Source organism: Rhodovulum sp. MB263 (assembly GCF_002073975.1).
Taxonomy (GTDB): Bacteria; Pseudomonadota; Alphaproteobacteria; order Rhodobacterales; family Rhodobacteraceae; genus Rhodovulum.
Window position 1 is genome coordinate 2,427,496 of sequence record NZ_CP020384.1, and the last position, 15,197, is coordinate 2,442,692.

Here is a 15,197-nt window from a genome sequence, read left to right on the forward strand (position 1 = left end):
GGCAATCATCGCCCGCAGACAATCAGGATTGATAATCATTCCTGGCAATCAAGGGTAGAGTCTGTTGATTCTCCACTCTCCGTCAAGTGTATCTCTGCACCAGCGAAAGCGGTCATGCAGGCGAAATGCCCCATCTGCCCAGAATTCGATTTCGAGAGGCCGTATCCGGAAACCGCCCCAGAAAGGCGGCCGCGCGGGCGCTGTTCCGCGCCGCGCGGTCACCATTGCCACCTCCGCCATCAATTCGCCCCTCGACGCCAGAGGGCGGGATTGTCGCGAAGCCCAGGCTCCAAGTCTGCTTTTAAGGGCCCGGGAAGAATAATAGGCATCGGCCTTTTTACCATCTTCCTTTTCAGCAACGCCACGAACCCGAACCTGTCGCCTGAGAGATTTCCAGTGTAACACGAAGGCCGCTTTATTCGTTAGGACAATTTCACCCGCCTTTGCACTTTCGTAATTCGTATAGAACACGAATGCATCGTCCTCGATCTCTTTCAACAGAACCATTCTCACATTCGGCAGGCCCTGCCCGTCGACCGTCGCAAGCGCGATGGCATTGGGGTCGTTCGGTTCGGTCTTCTCTGCCTCGGCAAGCCAGCTCCGCGCGATCGCGAACGGATCGTCGCCTGCGAATATGCCCTCTCGGTCGGTCATGGGTGGGGGTCTCCTGCTTGATCCTGTCGCACTTGATGGGTCCGAGCATTTGGCCTACACCGGCGGCAATTTTTTGAACAGGTGGTCGAGGGGACCTCGGATGTCGACAAAACTGATGGAGGGCAAGCGGGGCCTGATCATGGGCCTTGCCAATGACAAGTCCATCGCCTGGGGAATCGCGCGCCAATGCGCCGAAGCCGGGGCGGAGTTGGCTTTTTCCTACCAGGGCGAGGCGCTTAAGAAGCGCGTGATGCCCCTGGCCGAGAGCCTGGGCAGCGATATCGTGCTGGAATGCGACGTCGCCAGCGAAGAGTCGCTCGACGGCCTCTTCTCGGCGCTCGAGGCCCGTTGGGGCCGGCTCGATTTCATCGTCCACGCCATCGGCTTCTCGGACAAGAACGAGCTGCGCGGCCGCTATGTCGACACCTCGCGGTCGAACTTCCTGATGTCGATGGACATTTCCGTATATTCCTTCACCGCCGCCGTGCAGCGCGCGGCCCGGATGATGACCGAGGGCGGCGCGGCGCTGACGCTGACCTATTACGGCGCCGAGCGGGTCATGCCTCACTATAATGTGATGGGCGTCGCCAAGGCGGCCCTCGAGGCCTCGGTCCGTTACATGGCCGAAGACCTCGGCAAGGACGGAATTCGGGTCAATGCCATTTCCGCCGGACCGATCAAGACTTTGGCGGCCAGCGGCATCGGCGATTTCCGCTACATTCTGAAATGGAATGAATTGAATTCGCCCTTGCGGCGCAATGTCACCCAGGAAGAGGTCGGGAAATCGGCACTGTATCTTCTGTCCGATCTGGGCAGCGCGGTGACCGGCGAGGTGCACCATGTCGATGCCGGCTATCACAGCGTCGGCATGAAAGCCGTCGACGCACCCGATATCGACGCGGTCACCGGGCGCAAGGACAGCTGAGCCCGGACGCAGGACCGACACCAGACAGGGGCGCCGCGGCGGGATTGACACCTGCGCGGCGCCCCGGCATTTGTCGCACCCACGCACAGGAGACATCGATGGACCCCGACCGCCTGCCTCACGAGAAAGGCTTCCATGTCAGCTGGGACCAGCTGCACCGCGACGCGCGGGCGCTGGCCTGGAGGCTCGACGGACAGGGTCCCGATAACGGTGCCTGGCGCGCAGTGGTCGCGATCACCCGCGGCGGCATGGCCCCGGCGATGATCGTCTCGCGCGAGCTCGACATCCGCATGGTCGATACGATCTCTGTCAAGTCCTACAACCACCAGGCCCAGAGCGCCCCGGTCATCATCAAGATGCCCGATCGCGAGCTGGTCGGCGACGGCACCGGCGTGGTCATCGTCGACGATCTGGTGGATACCGGGCGCACCCTCGAAGTGGTGCGGGCGACCATGCCCAAGGCCCATGTCGCCACCGTCTATGCCAAGCCCAAGGGCAAGCCGCAGGTCGACACCTATATCACCGAGGTGAGCCAGGACACCTGGATCTTCTTCCCCTGGGACATGGCGCTTCAATACGTCAAGCCCTACCGCGCCGGAGAATAGGCAACAGGAGGGGCAGGATGGCCGTCTGTCAGCCACCGCGTGGCGGAACCGCCGCCACCTTCGCCCCGCCGGTCATGCAGGCCCGGCGCTGGCTCGACGGGGTCTCGTTTCCCTCCGACCGGCCGCTTCTCAATGTCAGCCAGGCCGCGCCGATGGACCCGCCACCCGAGGCGTTGCGCCAGGCTATTGCCGATGCCGCGCTGAACGATCCGGGCGCGCATCTCTACGGCCCGGTGCTGGGCCTGCCCGAGCTGCGCGCCGAGATCGCCGCCGAGTGGTCGCGGGCCTATGGCGGCGACATCCGGGCCGAGAGGGTCGCCATCACCCAGGGCTGCAACCAGGCCTTCAGCGCCTCGATCACGGCCATCGCCGCGGCGGGCGACGAGGTGATCCTGCCCACACCCTGGTATTTCAACCACAAGATGTGGCTCGACATGACCGGGATCAGGACGGTGCCGCTTGCGACCGGCGCCAACCTGCTGCCCGAGGTCCAGCGCGCGGCCGGGCTGATCACGCCCCGCACCCGCGCCATCGTGCTGGTGACGCCCAACAATCCGACCGGGCTGGAATATCCGGCAGAGCTCGTGGCCGATTTCCTCGCCCTTTGCCGGCGTCACGGGATCGCGCTGATCCTCGACGAGACCTATCGCGATTTCGACAGCCGCGACGGCGCTCCGCACCGGCTGTTCGCCGATCCCGACTGGGACGACACGCTGATCCATCTCTATTCCTTCTCCAAGGCCTACCGGCTGACCGGCCATCGCGTCGGCGCGCTGATCGCGGGCGGTCCGGTGGTGGCCGAGGCCGAGAAATTCCTCGACACGGTCGCGATCTGCCCCAACCAGCTGGGCCAGCGCGCAGCCCTTTGGGGCCTGCGTCATCTCGGCGCCTGGAAGGCAGATGAACGGGCCGAGATCCTGGCCCGCCGCGACGCCCTGAGCCGGGGCATGAGCGCCCTGCCCGGCTGGGAGCTGATGGGCGCGGGCGCGTTTTTCGGCTGGCTCCGGCATCCGTTCGGGATCGGCTCCGACACCCTGGCCCGGCGCCTGGTCGCCGAAGCGGGCGTGCTGCTTCTGCCGGGCGGAATGTTCCTGCCCGAGACCGATCCGGGCTGCCGCGACCAGCTTCGGATCGCCTTTGCCAATATCGACCGGCCGGGTCTTCAGGCACTGTTCGGACGGCTTGCGGCCTTCCGCCCCTGACGCTTGCGGGGGACCGCGCAAAGACCTACACAGCAGCGAACCCAGATCCGGCAGGGAGGCACCACGATGTCCAGATCCAAAGGCAAGCAGTTCTCGAAGACGCTCGTCTGGATGATGCTGATATTCGTGGTCCTCGGCCTCGGCGGCTTCGGGGTCAGCAATTTCGGCGGCGGCGTCTCGGCGATCGGCCAGGTCGGCGAGACCGAGATCTCGACCGACAGCTATGCCCGCGCGCTGCAACGCGAACTTCGCGCCCGCGCCGCCGCGACCGGCCAGAACATGAGCCTTGCCGAGGCGCAGTCCTCCGGTCTGGTCGACGCCGTGCGCGCCCAGGAGATCTCGAATGCCGCGCTCGACAACGAGATGCACCGGATCGGGGTCTCGGTCGGCGACGCCCAGATCGCGCGCGAGGTGATGCGGCTCGACGCCTTCAAGGGGCCCGATGGCAGCTTCGACCGCGAGGCCTATCGCTATGTGCTGTCGCAGAACGGCATGACCGAGACCCAGTTCGAGGCCTCGCTGCGCAAGGACACCGCGCGCTCGTTGCTGCAGACGGCGGTGGTGGCGGGGCTCGACGCCCCCGAGACCTATGTCGACACGCTTTACGACTTCATCGCCGAGCGGCGCAGCGTCAGCCTCATCCACCTGACGGCGGATGCGCTGGACGCCCCGGTGCCCGATCCGACCGAGGATGAGGTCAAGGCGCAATACGAGGCGACGCCCGAGGCCTATACCGCACCGATGACGCGCAAGATCACCTATGTCTGGCTGTCGCCCGAGACCATGGCCGAGACGATCGAGCCCGACGAGGCGCTGCTGCGCCAGCTTTACGAAGATAATATCGACGAATTCGTGCAGCCCGAGAAACGGCTCGTGGAACGGCTGGTCTTTTCCGACATGGACGAGGCGCAGGCGGTGATGGACCGGATCGAGGCGGGCGAGGAAAGCTTCGACGATGCCGTCGCCGAGCGCGGTCTGGCCATCGACGATATCGACATGGGCGATGTCTCCGAGGTGCAGATCGGCGGCGAGGCAGGCCGCGCGGTCTTCGCGCTGAGCGAACCCGGGCTGGCCGGACCGCTGATGTCAGATCTCGGCCCCGCGATCTTCCGGGTGAACGCGATCCTCGCCAAGCAGGAGATCCCGTTCGAGGAGGCCCGCGAGACGCTGGCCCCCGAGGCCGTGCACAGCCGCGCGGTGCGGATGATCGCCGACAAGATCAACGAATATGACGACCTGCTGGCCGCAGGCGCGACGCTCGAGGATCTGTCGCGCGAGACCGAGATGCAGCTCGGCCAGATCGACTACACCGCCGACAGCGATCAGGACATTGCCGCCTATCCCGCCTTCCGCGACGCGGCCGATGCCGCGGTCGAGGGCGATTTCCCCGAGATCAGGGAGCTCGACGATGGCGGCATCTTCGCGCTTCGGCTCGACCGCGAGATCCCGCCGACCCTGCGCCCGCTCGAGGCGGTGCAGGAGCAGGTGGCCGAGGACTGGCGCCAGGCCGAGACCGCACGCCAGCTGACCGCCAGGGCCGAGGCGCTGAAGGCGCGCATCGAGAATGGCGAGGACATGGCCGCGCTGGGCGTCGACGTCACGGCCGAGACCGCGCTGTCGCGGGGCGGGCTGATGCCGCAGCCGCTGTCGGATGCGCTGTTCCGGATGGCCGAGATCGGCGACACCGCCGTGGTTCCGGCCGCAGGCGATGTCTGGCTCGTGCGGCTCGACGAGATCCTGCCGCCCGAAGAGAACGATCCCGGCGCCGACATGCTGCGCCAGAACATCGCCGCGCAGGCCGGTCAGGGGCTGTCCCAGGATCTTTACGCCTATTTCGCCCAGGCCGTGACCAATGCCGCCGGGCTCTCGCTCGACCAGGCCGCGATCAACGCGGTTCACGCCCAGTTCCGGTAACTGCCCATGTCCAGAATCATTCCCGAATTTGCCGCCTTTGAGGCGGGTTACGAGGCCGGCCGCGCCCAGGTCGTCTATGCCCGTTTGGCCGCCGATCTCGATACGCCGGTCTCGCTGATGCTGAAACTCGCGGGCGCCCGGACCGACAGCTTCATGCTGGAATCGGTCACGGGAGGCGAGGTGCGCGGCCGCTATTCCGTGGTCGGCCTCAAGCCAGACCTGATCTGGGAGTGCCGGGGCGAGAGCAGCCGCGTCAACCGGATGGCACGCTTCGACCCCGACGCCTTCGAGCCGATGGAGGGCCATCCGCTGGCGAGCCTCCGCCAGATCCTTGCCGAAAGCGCCATCGACATGCCCGAGGAACTGCCCTCGATCGCGGCGGGGCTTTACGGCTATCTCGGCTATGACATGATCCGGCTGGTCGAGCGGCTGCCGAACGTCAATCCCGACCCGCTGGGCCTGCCCGATGCGCTGATGCTGCGGCCTTCGGTCGTGGCGGTGCTGGACGGCGTCAAGGGCGAGGTGACGGTGGTTTCGCCCGCCCGGCCCCAGCCCGGGCTTTCGGCCCGCGCCGCCTATGCCCAGGCCGCCGAGCGGGTGATGGATGCGCTGCGCGATCTCGACCGGGCGGTGCCCGCGGAAACGCGCGATTTCGGCGAGGCCCGCGAGATCGGCGAGCCGGTCTCGAACTTCACCCGCGAAAGCTACATGGCCGCGGTCGAGACCGCGAAGGACTACATCCGCGCGGGCGACATCTTCCAGGTGGTCCCGGCCCAGCGCTGGCGCCAGGACTTTCCGCTGCCGCCCTTCGCGCTGTATCGAAGCCTCCGGCGCACCAATCCCTCGCCCTTCATGTTCTTCTTCAATTTCGGCGGTTTCCAGGTCGTGGGCGCCAGCCCCGAGATCCTGGTGCGGCTGCGCGGCGGCGAGGTCACGATCCGACCCATCGCCGGCACCCGGCCGCGCGGCGCCACGCCCGCCGAGGACCGCGCGCTCGAGGCCGACCTGATGGGCGACCAGAAGGAACTGGCCGAACATCTGATGCTGCTCGATCTGGGCCGCAACGATGTCGGCCGGGTCGCGAAGATCGGCACCGTCCATCCGACCGAGAAATTCATCATCGAGCGCTATTCCCACGTCATGCATATCGTCTCGAACGTGGTGGGCGAGATCGCCGAGGGCGAGGATGCGCTTTCGGCCCTGCTGGCCGGTCTGCCCGCGGGCACGGTCTCGGGCGCGCCCAAGGTCCGCGCGATGGAGATCATCGACGAGCTCGAACCCGAAAAGCGCGGCGTCTATGGCGGCGGCGTCGGCTATTTCGCGGCCGGTGGCGACATGGACATGTGCATCGCGCTGCGCACCGCCGTGGTGAAGGACGAGACGCTGTACATCCAGGCCGGCGGCGGCGTGGTCTACGATTCCGACCCGGCCGCCGAATGGCAGGAGACCGTCAACAAGTCGAACGCGCTCCGCGCCGCCGCCGCCGAGGCCACCCGTTTCGTGCGCCGCGGCAACGGCTGAGGCCAGGTCCCTTCCGCGTCCCTCCCGCGCCCCTCGGGGCGCGGGCCGTCGCAGGCCCCTGTCCTTATCTCAGTAATCGCGCTCGTAGAAGATCCCGATACCGGTATCGCCCTCGGCCCCGGCATGGCCCTTCAGCGTGACATAGGGCGAGACATCGAGGTTCAGGTTGATCTCGCTCTGGCCCTTCTGGTTCACCGTCACCTGCGAATAGATCTTGTCCGACAGGTACTTGCCGGCGCTCAGCTCGGTGCCGCCCTCTTCGGTCGAGTTCACGTCGAGATCGTCGAGCCCGGTCGCGCCGCGCAGCGAGCCAAGGATCCCCTGCCCGCCCTTGCCCATCAGCGTCGCGACCGCCGAAGCCAGTTCGGCCGCCTGCAGGGGCGACAGCGTGTCCAGCCCGCGACCGAAGAGGATCCGCGAGACGACCTCTTCCTGCGGCAGTTCCGGCTCGGAGGAGAATTTGATCTCGGGCGCGCTGGCCGGGCCCTCGACCACGATCCGCGCCGTCACGTCGCCCGACTGGGTCGCCGCCACGAAATAGAGCCGCGGATCGAACGAGCCCGTCAGCGAGACCTGCCCCTCGTCGAGGGTGAAACGCTGCGCGAGGATATCGAGCCGCCCGCGGATCAGCTCGAACTGCCCCGAGGCCACCACATCGGCGGTGCTGCCGCCCAGCCGCAGCCGCCCGCCCAGCTCGGCATCGATGCCGCGGCCGCGCACGAAGACCTGCGAGGGCGCGTTGACCGTCAGGTCCAGCGGATAGGGCCGCCCGCCCCCGCCCCCGCCTTCGGTCGCGACCAGCCCGGCCCGACGGAGCGTCGCCTGCACCGCCGCGGGCGTGCCGCGATGGTCGATCTCGGGCAGCTCGCCGCCGCCGCCAAGCCCGGTCGAAGGCACGGTGATCTCGGTCCGGCCGATATCGAGCCGCCCCGCGATCCGGGCCCCGCCGGTCAGCGGGCCGGTCACGGTGACGGTGCCGTCGACGATGCTCTCGTAAAGCGTGGGATCCAGCAGCCGGGCGCGGCTCAGCCGGATCGCCAGTTCGGCCGGGAAGGCGCCCGACAGCGTGATCGGCCCCGTGACCGCGACCTGACCGCCGCCGAGCCGCCCGCTCAGATCCAGACGCGCCCGCCCGCCCGCAAGGTCCACCCGGCCGCCGATATCGGTCAGCGCCGCGCCCAGTGTCGGCGCGGAAAGCCGTGCGCCCGCGGTTGTGGCCCGGCCCGACAGCGACGACAGCCCAAGCGGGCCCTTCAGCGTCAGATCGTAGCTTGCCACGCCGTCGAGGCTGCGTGGCTCGATGAACGGATTGGCCAGCGACAGCGGCGCGCGCCCCTTGAGGCCCAGATCGGCCGAGGACGCGTCACGCGCCAGCGTCCCCGCGATGGCCGCCGTGGTGCCGCTCGGCCCGGTCGCATCCAGCGTCAGGCGCCAGTTTGCACCGTCGGGCCGGGCCTTGCCCCTGAGCGCGACCGGCCCCGGGAACCCCTCGACCAGCAGTGCCAGATCGGACAGCCTTGCGGCCAGATCGAGCGTGCCATCGCCCGCGCGATCCTCGGCCTTGACCGTGAGCCGGGGCGTCGCGATGTCGAGCCGCCCGACCGACAGGGCGCCCGCCTTGCGCGCGCCTTCGGCCGCGATCGTGGTCTTGCCACCGATCAGCCGGTCGATCTGGGCCAGACCGATGGCCAGCCCCTGCCCCTCGGCGCTCAGCGTCGCGTCGAAATCGCCCTTGACCGCGCCCTGCCCGCTCAGCGTCGCGTCAAGCGATCCCGACAGCCGCCGCCCCGCGAGCCCCGAGAAGACCGAGAGCTTCGGCGCGCTCAGCGTCACCTTGCCTTCGGCGGGCAGGGTCGGGTCGCCCGGGGTCAGCGCGCCTTCGGCCGCAATCTCGGCGCCCGCCGCCGTCGCCTCGAACCGGTCGAGCCGAAGCCGCCCGCCCGCCTCCCAGCCGAAGGCGGTGTCGAGCTTGCCGGGCCCGGTCAGTTTCGGATCGACCAGTGCCAGATCGGGCACCTGCCCGGTCAGGATCAGCCCGCCCGCCGCAGAGGAAAGATCGCCCTGGCCGTCGAGACGAAGGCCCGGGGTTTCGACATGCAGCGCCTTCAGCACCGTGCCCTCAGGACCGCGCGCCGCCGAAAGCTGCACCAGCCCCGCCCCGGCCAGAAGCGGATCGAGACGCGGCGTTCCGGTCTTGAGGTCCGTGGTTTCGGCCGCGAGCGAGAGATCGAAGATCCCGTCGAGAAGGCGATAGTGGCCGGACAGATCGGCCTTGGCCGCACCGCCCAGCGCCCTTCCCGCCAGCGCGCCGAAGCGCGAGAGATCGCCAAGCGCCGCGCCGATCTCGCCATCGAAGGGAAGCCCGTCGGCGACAGCACCCAGCGTGCCCCGGGCCGTCAGCCGGGCATCGCCCGCCGCGACCTGCAGATCGCTCAGGCGCAAAGGTGTCCCCGCCTGCCAGACAAGCTGCACACGTCCCTCGGCCAGCGCCCCCAGAGCCCGCGCGAGGGCCGGATCGGCATGGTCGAGCCCCGTGGCGCGGAAGACCAGATCGGCCTCAAGCGCCGGCGCCTCGGGCCGGATCGTGCCGGTTCCGGTCAGATCGGCATGGGCCAGTGTCAGCGGACCGCTGGTCAGCCCGTCCAGCGCGATCTCGGCCTGCCAGGCCTCGCCGGTCGCGGCATCGAAGCGGGCACGGAGCGTGGCGCCGTCCAGCCGGGTCTCGCCGCCGGAGACCGGCAGCACCACCGGCCCCGAGATCCGCCCCGACAGATCGACCTTCTCGGGCAGGCCGCTGGGCGCCAGTGCCAGCGTGCCGCCAAGCTGAAGGGCCCCGGTCCCGACCTCGAGCCGCGAGATCTGCAGGCGGCTGTCGGCGCCGCGCGTGCCTTCGACCGCCAGCTCGGAGGTGTCGCCGAAGAAGGGCCGCAGAGATTCAGCCACCAGCGGCCCGAGATCGCCCGAGAGCGTCGCGGCAAAGGCCCGGTCCTCGGGCGCATCCTCCGGGGCGAAGATGGTGAGCCGCCCCTTGACCCGGGGCTCGCCCTCGGTCGCAAGCGCCAGATCGGCCGCGAAATCGCTGAGCGGGCCATCGCCCTCGACCGTCAGCGCCAGCGGCGGCGCGCCGGGCAGCCCCGCGAGGCTCGACACGATGCCGCCCGCGCCTTCGGTCAGCGAGATGTCCAGCGACAGGGTCTGGCTGTCATTGGCATAGGCGGCCCGGATCGCGAAATCGCCCTCGGCATCGCTGCGGCGGGCCTCGATATCGGCCCGGCCAGCCCCGCCGGCAAGGCTCAGGGAACCGTCCAGCGCCAGCTCGGCTTCCTGGCCGATCAGGGCCTCGCCCAGGACCAGCCGTCCGGTCTTCACCCTGCCGATATCGATCGAGACCGGCAGATCGGGCAGCGCGAAAGGCGTGGCCTCGGATTGCTCGACGCTGGCGCCCTCGCCCCTGGGCAGGCGCGGCAGCAGGATCTCGTCGGCCGACAGCTCATCGACCTTGACCTCGCCGCGCAGAAGGGCGGCGCGCGACCAGTCGAGCACGGCGCCGCGCACCGTCAGCCAGACGCCGTCCTCATCGGCGATGGTCAGCTCCTTCAGCGTCGCGCGCGAGGACAGCGCGCCCTCGAACCCCTCGATCCGGATCTCGCGTCCGGCCGAGGACAGACGGTCCTCGAGAAAGCGCACCAGCGCGCCGCGATCGTCCTCCTGGGCGGCCAGCGGCAGCGCGGTGAGGAGAAGCAGAAGAAAACCGAAAACTGCGCGCATCAGAAAGCCTGCCCGATACCGATATAGATCTGAACCCCGTCGCCGGTATCGCCATCGACCGGCGCCGCGACATCGAAGCGGATCGGGCCGATCCCGGTATTATAGCGCAGCCCCAGCCCGGCGCCCGACTGCCAGTCGCCATCCGAGACCCAGGAATCGGGCCCGACAAACCCCGCATCATAGAAGGCCACCATCTGGATCGCGCGGGTGACGCCGACCCGCGCCTCGCCCGACAGCCCGATGAAGGACCGCCCGCCGATCCGGTCGCCATTCGGCAGATCGACCGCGAGCGACTGGTAGGGCTGGCCGCGCACGGTGCCGCCGCCGCCCGAGAAGAACAGAAGCGCGGGCGGCACGCCATCGCTCGCGGCGCCGACCACCGAGCCGATCTGCGCCCGCCCTGCCAGCACCAGACGGCTGCCGAGCTGCTGATAGATGCGGCCATCTGCCTTGATCAGCGCCCCGCTTTCGGCCGCGCCCCCGAGGCCCAGAAGTGGGGTCACGCTGCCGTCGAGATAGAAGCCGCTATGGGCGTCGAGCGCATTGTCGCGACGGTCCCAGGTCAGGCTGACGGGGAAGGTCAGATGGGTCATCTGCCGGTCGCCGAGATCGTCGCTGACATCGGCATAACGCAGCAGAATACCGGCCTCGCCCTTGAGGTCGGAAGAGAACACCCGGGTCAGCCCGCCGCCGATCCGGGCGTTGGTCTCGGTATAGTCGGGCTCGTCCAGATCCTCGATGCCGCCCAGCAGGTACAGCCCGGTATCGGCATCGATCACCGCGGGCCGGTCGAAGCGGGCCGAGAGCGACAGGTCCTCGCCGCCGTCATCTTGCCCGCCGATGCCTGCGACCTCGAAGTCGAAGCGCAGGCGCTCGGCCCCGCCCATGAGGTTCCGGTGCATCCAGAAGCCCGAGACGGCGGCCCCCTCGAGCGAAGAGAACTCGACCCCCGCCCCGAGGCGTCGCTTCTTCTGGTCGACCACCTCGAGCCCGATATCCATGCTGTTGCCCGGGCCGAGGGTTTCGGCCTCGCTCAGCCGGACCGAGCGAAAGGCCCCTGTCCGGCGCAACCGCTCGGCGCCTCTGTCCAGCGCCTCCGGATCGAAAGGCTCGCCCATCGGCAGCCCCGAAATCGCCCGCAACCTTTCTTCACGCACGCCCGACCCCGAGGCGATGACGAGATCGCCGAAGCGGACAGCCGGACCGGGATCGAGCCGCAGACGGGCGGCAAGCGTCGCGTCGGGATGATCGGCGATCAGGCTCTGCCCCGCGACCTTCGCCTTGGCATGGCTGGCCGCGCGCCAGCCATCGACGCCCGCCGTCGCGGCGGCGCGCACGGTCGCGGCCTCGGCGGGCTTGCCGGGGGCAAAGTCCTCGGGCAGCTCGGTGCCGGGGGCCAGCGGTTCGATCCGGGCCTCGGAGAAGGCGAAGGGCCGTCCCGGCGCGACCCGGATCTCGACCCGGCCGATCCGCGCCGGCACCGACAGGGGCGACAGATCGGCCGCCTCGCGCCCGTCAAGGGTGACATGCACTTCGGGGCCGTAATAGCCGCGGGCGTAAAGCACGCCGACCAGACGGGCGTAATCGGCGCGGGCGGCGGCGAAGATGTCCTGCGCACTGGCATCCGAAGCGCGCGCGGCCTCGAGAGTCAGCGCCGAGGCTTCCAGGGCCTGGCGCAGGTCATCCGAGGCGCCGGGCGCGCTCAGAACGGCCTCGGTGGCTGCGGCCGGACGCGGGCCGGACGCGAGGACAAGCGCCGTCAGGACGGCCAGTGCGGGAAAGAATCTCGTATCGGTCACAGACAGCCGTCCCCTTTTCCCGGCAATCTAGCCGAGATGGTCGCGGAGAACACCCCGCGGGAACGGATTTTACCGGAAAGCTCCGGCCACCGCCGCAAGGCGGCAGAGGGCCGGAAGCAAGGTCAGTCGGGCGCGTTCTCGATGCCGAAGGCGCCGCTGCGCATCAGCCGGTAGCCGACGATGACGGTCACCACCAGCAGCACCAGTTCGATGGCATAGACGAAGAAATAGGGCGTCGCCGCGCCATAGAGATCGCCGATGGGCGAATGCAGCACCGCATCGCGGAACACGCCCCCAAGCGCGATCCCGGCCCCGGCCGAGCTTGCCTGCACCGCGCCCCAGGCCCCGAGCGCCAATCCGACCTGGGATCTGGGCGCCGAGCGCATCGTGGCGGTCAGCGTGCCATGGCTGAAGAGCCCCGCACCGAAGCCCGCCAGCATCGTGCCGAAGACGAAGACCGGCTCGGATTGCAGGGTCGCCGAGAAGGTGATGATGGCGAAGGCCGGAAGCCCCACCACCGCGCCCCAGCCTGCCATCGCCATCGGGTCGTACCCCCGCGACAGCACGCGCGAGGCCCAGGCGAAGCCCACCAGCGTGCCGCCCGCGACAGAGGCGGTCAGCTTGGTGGTCGCGGCAACCGACATCTCGAGCACCTGGCCGCCGAAGGGTTCCAGCAGCACGTCCGAGAGGCCGAAGCCCAGCGTGCCGAGCCCGATCACCCATAGCAGCCTGCGGGCATTGGGCCCGCGCGTGAACAGCCCCCAGGCCTCGCGGAAGCTCGGGTCGGGTTCGGCCTCGGGTTTCGGCATGGCGCGGGTGCGGTCGCGCGCCTCCATCTTCCAAAGCGCGATGACGTTGAACACCATGGTCGCAACCGCGGCGCCCTGGATCACCTTGATCAGCTTGGCATGGTAGAAATTCTCAAGCCAGATCCCGAACAGGAGTGCGCTGACGATCATGCCGACCAGCAGCATGACATACATCAGCCCCACCACGTTGGGCTGGTCCTCGCGCGGCGCGAGGTCGGTGGCCAGGGCCAGACCCACGGTCTGCACCGTATGCACACCCGCGCCGACCAGCAGGAACGAGACCGCGGCCGACAGGATGCCGATCCATTCCGGCGCGCCTGCGGCACTTCCCTGGCCGGACAGCACGATCAGCGCGAAGGGCATGATGGCGAAGCCGCCCCATTGCAGCAGCGTGCCCTTCCAGATGTAGGGCACCCGTCGCCAGCCCAGCGCCGAGCGGTGGGTATCGGATTTGAAGCCGATCAGCGCGCGGAAGGGCGCGAACAGAAGCGGCAGGGAAATCATGATGCCGACGATGGAGGCCGGCACGTCGAGTTCGACGATCATCACCCGGTTCAGGGTGCCGACAAGCAGCACCATCGCCATGCCGACTGAGACCTGGAACATCGACAGCCGCAACAGGCGGCTGAGGGGCAGGTTTTCGCTGGCGGCTTCTGCAAAGGGGAGGAATCGAGGCCCGACAGTGGCGATGCGGTTGATCGCCATCTTGCTCAGTCGATTCATGCGGTCACACTCCGACACGCGGCCCGACACAGGCGGCCCGTGTCCTCTTGCCCGCAGGGGCGCGTTTCCGGTTGGTTCGGAACGTCACCGTCCCGAAGGCACGAAGGCCGGGGCATGACCCCGGCCCTCGCAAGTTCCTGCACGGAAGCCGTACCGGCTTACGAGAGCAGCGTGGTGGCGTTGGAGACCAGCGACGCGGCTTCGAACGAGCCAGCGTAGTAGTCACCCATCCAGCCGGTGGTCAGAACCAGCATCAGGTGCACCAGGAAGGAAGCGATGGCGCAGGCAACCAGGAAGAGCGGGATACCAACGGTGGGCTTAACGACGAGCCACATTTTCGCGTTGTTCATGATCTATATCCTCTCTCTAGATTAGCCGAGCCACGGGGTGGCGATGGCAGCCAGGAAGTGGGCGAACAGCGCGATCGCACCAAACACGCGGGTGCCGTCGATCAGTTGCTTATGCACTTCTTCGGCTTCGGCAAGGGTCAGGCCGGTCGGCCAGACTTTGTCCATATCGTCAGTCATATTGTCGTCTCCCCAATATGGTTTTCGACTGTGGTACGTGCGGAGCCCGCACGCAGGCGTCGACAAAGCAGACCGGAGATTTCCTTAGCGATATTCTCGCTGGGCTTCCGACCCGGCATCGTCACGAACAGACGATGTCACAAGCGATTGACGTTGGCAATGTCAACGCAGCCTGACATGCCCCCAGAATCGTGCGACATATCGAACCCTCTTGACAACGCGTCGCAGCCCCTGCGGCGCCCCGTCCTGCGACCGTGCGGCCCATTGAAATCCGCACCTTGAGGTGGGGTAATATCAAAGCGCCCTACTGCAATTCGCCGTTCTCGTCGGGCACCGGACCGAGCCTGGCTCATGTCGTCGACGATCGCGGACGCAACAACCTGGAGGACCTATGAAATATATCTGGGACGACTGGATGCCGAAGCTGTCCAGCAAGCAACGCCTGCTCACCGACGTCGCGGTCGAGGGCGAAGGCACCACCACGCCCTTCTCGGACGCGCTCGGCTTCAAATGCCTGTCCGAGAATCGCGCCTCGAAGACCGAGCTGATGACCGACAATCCGACCCCGCTGTCGCGCCAGATGAACTGGCCCCTGCTGGGCGGCACGGGCGAAGGGCATGTCGAGCTGAAGACCAGCGACCCGACCCCGCTCTCGTCGCGCATGGGCTGGCCGCTGCTGTCCAAACGCGCCCATTACGGCGTCGCCGCGAAATAATCCGCCCCCTGACGGATGCAGATACGCTCGCGCCT

Annotated in this window: 12 protein-coding genes; 6 read left to right on the plus strand and 6 right to left on the minus strand. The window is 68.1% G+C overall.

Annotated elements, in window-relative coordinates; all coding sequences use genetic code 11:
• Nucleotides 1-48: 48 nt before the first annotated feature.
• Complete coding sequence (pdxH, locus tag B5V46_RS11325) at nucleotides 49-654, minus strand: pyridoxamine 5'-phosphate oxidase (protein ID WP_080616699.1); 606 nt, start codon at nucleotides 652-654, stop codon at nucleotides 49-51.
• Nucleotides 655-754: 100 nt separating this feature from the next.
• Here pdxH and fabI point away from each other — a divergent pair, with 100 nt between their 5' ends.
• From fabI to trpE, 5 genes are all read left to right on the plus strand, one after another.
• Nucleotides 755-1,579 (plus strand): enoyl-ACP reductase FabI, encoded by an 825-nt coding sequence (fabI, locus tag B5V46_RS11330; protein WP_080616700.1) that lies wholly within the window; start codon nucleotides 755-757, stop codon nucleotides 1,577-1,579.
• Nucleotides 1,580-1,677: 98 nt separating this feature from the next.
• Nucleotides 1,678-2,184: a xanthine phosphoribosyltransferase gene (gpt, locus tag B5V46_RS11335; protein WP_080616701.1), complete on the plus strand. Its 507-nt coding sequence runs from the start codon at nucleotides 1,678-1,680 to the stop codon at nucleotides 2,182-2,184.
• Nucleotides 2,185-2,201: 17 nt separating this feature from the next.
• Nucleotides 2,202-3,386 carry an aminotransferase gene (locus B5V46_RS11340; RefSeq protein ID WP_080616702.1) on the plus strand — a complete coding sequence of 395 codons (1,185 nt, stop codon included), beginning with the start codon at nucleotides 2,202-2,204 and terminating at the stop codon, nucleotides 3,384-3,386.
• Nucleotides 3,387-3,452: 66 nt separating this feature from the next.
• Nucleotides 3,453-5,300, plus strand: coding sequence for a SurA N-terminal domain-containing protein (locus B5V46_RS11345; RefSeq protein WP_080616703.1), 1,848 nt, complete (start codon nucleotides 3,453-3,455; stop codon nucleotides 5,298-5,300).
• A 6-nt stretch (nucleotides 5,301-5,306) separates the two neighbouring features.
• Entirely contained in the window at nucleotides 5,307-6,821 is a 1,515-nt protein-coding gene (gene trpE / locus B5V46_RS11350; protein WP_080616704.1) for an anthranilate synthase component I, read from the plus strand.
• Nucleotides 6,822-6,890: 69 nt separating this feature from the next.
• On the opposite strand, the gene B5V46_RS11355 is transcribed toward trpE, so the two are convergent.
• From B5V46_RS11355 to pufB, 5 genes are all read right to left on the minus strand, one after another.
• The gene (locus B5V46_RS11355; RefSeq protein WP_080616705.1) at nucleotides 6,891-10,589 is read right to left on the minus strand and encodes a translocation/assembly module TamB domain-containing protein; all 3,699 of its coding nucleotides are present in this window, start codon (nucleotides 10,587-10,589) and stop codon (nucleotides 6,891-6,893) included.
• Complete coding sequence (locus B5V46_RS11360) at nucleotides 10,589-12,388, minus strand: autotransporter assembly complex family protein (protein ID WP_080616706.1); 1,800 nt, start codon at nucleotides 12,386-12,388, stop codon at nucleotides 10,589-10,591. Before B5V46_RS11360 ends, B5V46_RS11355 begins: the two co-directional genes overlap by 1 nt.
• A 122-nt stretch (nucleotides 12,389-12,510) precedes the next feature.
• Nucleotides 12,511-13,920 carry a PucC family protein gene (locus tag B5V46_RS11365; protein WP_080616707.1) on the minus strand — a complete coding sequence of 470 codons (1,410 nt, stop codon included), beginning with the start codon at nucleotides 13,918-13,920 and terminating at the stop codon, nucleotides 12,511-12,513.
• 158 nt (nucleotides 13,921-14,078) lie between these two features.
• The gene (locus B5V46_RS11370; RefSeq protein WP_080616708.1) at nucleotides 14,079-14,270 is read right to left on the minus strand and encodes a light-harvesting protein; all 192 of its coding nucleotides are present in this window, start codon (nucleotides 14,268-14,270) and stop codon (nucleotides 14,079-14,081) included.
• Nucleotides 14,271-14,291: 21 nt separating this feature from the next.
• A complete protein-coding gene (gene pufB, locus B5V46_RS11375) occupies nucleotides 14,292-14,447 on the minus strand; it encodes a light-harvesting antenna LH1, beta subunit (protein ID WP_042460741.1) in 156 nt (51 codons plus the stop codon).
• Between the two features lie 391 nt (nucleotides 14,448-14,838).
• Here pufB and B5V46_RS11380 point away from each other — a divergent pair, with 391 nt between their 5' ends.
• A complete protein-coding gene (locus B5V46_RS11380) occupies nucleotides 14,839-15,162 on the plus strand; it encodes a hypothetical protein (RefSeq protein ID WP_080616709.1) in 324 nt (107 codons plus the stop codon).
• The last annotated feature ends 35 nt before the right edge of the window (nucleotides 15,163-15,197 follow it).

Excerpts from the sequence above, each read along its gene's own strand:
- pdxH (WP_080616699.1), bottom strand. The coding sequence starts at position 654 with ATGACCGACCGAGAGGGCATATTCGCAGGCGACGATCCGTTCGCGATC.
- fabI (WP_080616700.1), top strand. The coding sequence starts at position 755 with ATGTCGACAAAACTGATGGAGGGCAAGCGGGGCCTGATCATGGGCCTT.
- gpt (WP_080616701.1), top strand. The coding sequence starts at position 1,678 with ATGGACCCCGACCGCCTGCCTCACGAGAAAGGCTTCCATGTCAGCTGG.
- B5V46_RS11340 (WP_080616702.1), top strand. The coding sequence starts at position 2,202 with ATGGCCGTCTGTCAGCCACCGCGTGGCGGAACCGCCGCCACCTTCGCC.
- B5V46_RS11345 (WP_080616703.1), top strand. The coding sequence starts at position 3,453 with ATGTCCAGATCCAAAGGCAAGCAGTTCTCGAAGACGCTCGTCTGGATG.
- trpE (WP_080616704.1), top strand. The coding sequence starts at position 5,307 with ATGTCCAGAATCATTCCCGAATTTGCCGCCTTTGAGGCGGGTTACGAG.
- B5V46_RS11355 (WP_080616705.1), bottom strand. The coding sequence starts at position 10,589 with ATGCGCGCAGTTTTCGGTTTTCTTCTGCTTCTCCTCACCGCGCTGCCG.
- B5V46_RS11365 (WP_080616707.1), bottom strand. The coding sequence starts at position 13,920 with ATGAATCGACTGAGCAAGATGGCGATCAACCGCATCGCCACTGTCGGG.
- B5V46_RS11370 (WP_080616708.1), bottom strand. The coding sequence starts at position 14,270 with ATGAACAACGCGAAAATGTGGCTCGTCGTTAAGCCCACCGTTGGTATC.
- pufB (WP_042460741.1), bottom strand. The coding sequence starts at position 14,447 with ATGACTGACGATATGGACAAAGTCTGGCCGACCGGCCTGACCCTTGCC.
- B5V46_RS11380 (WP_080616709.1), top strand. The coding sequence starts at position 14,839 with ATGAAATATATCTGGGACGACTGGATGCCGAAGCTGTCCAGCAAGCAA.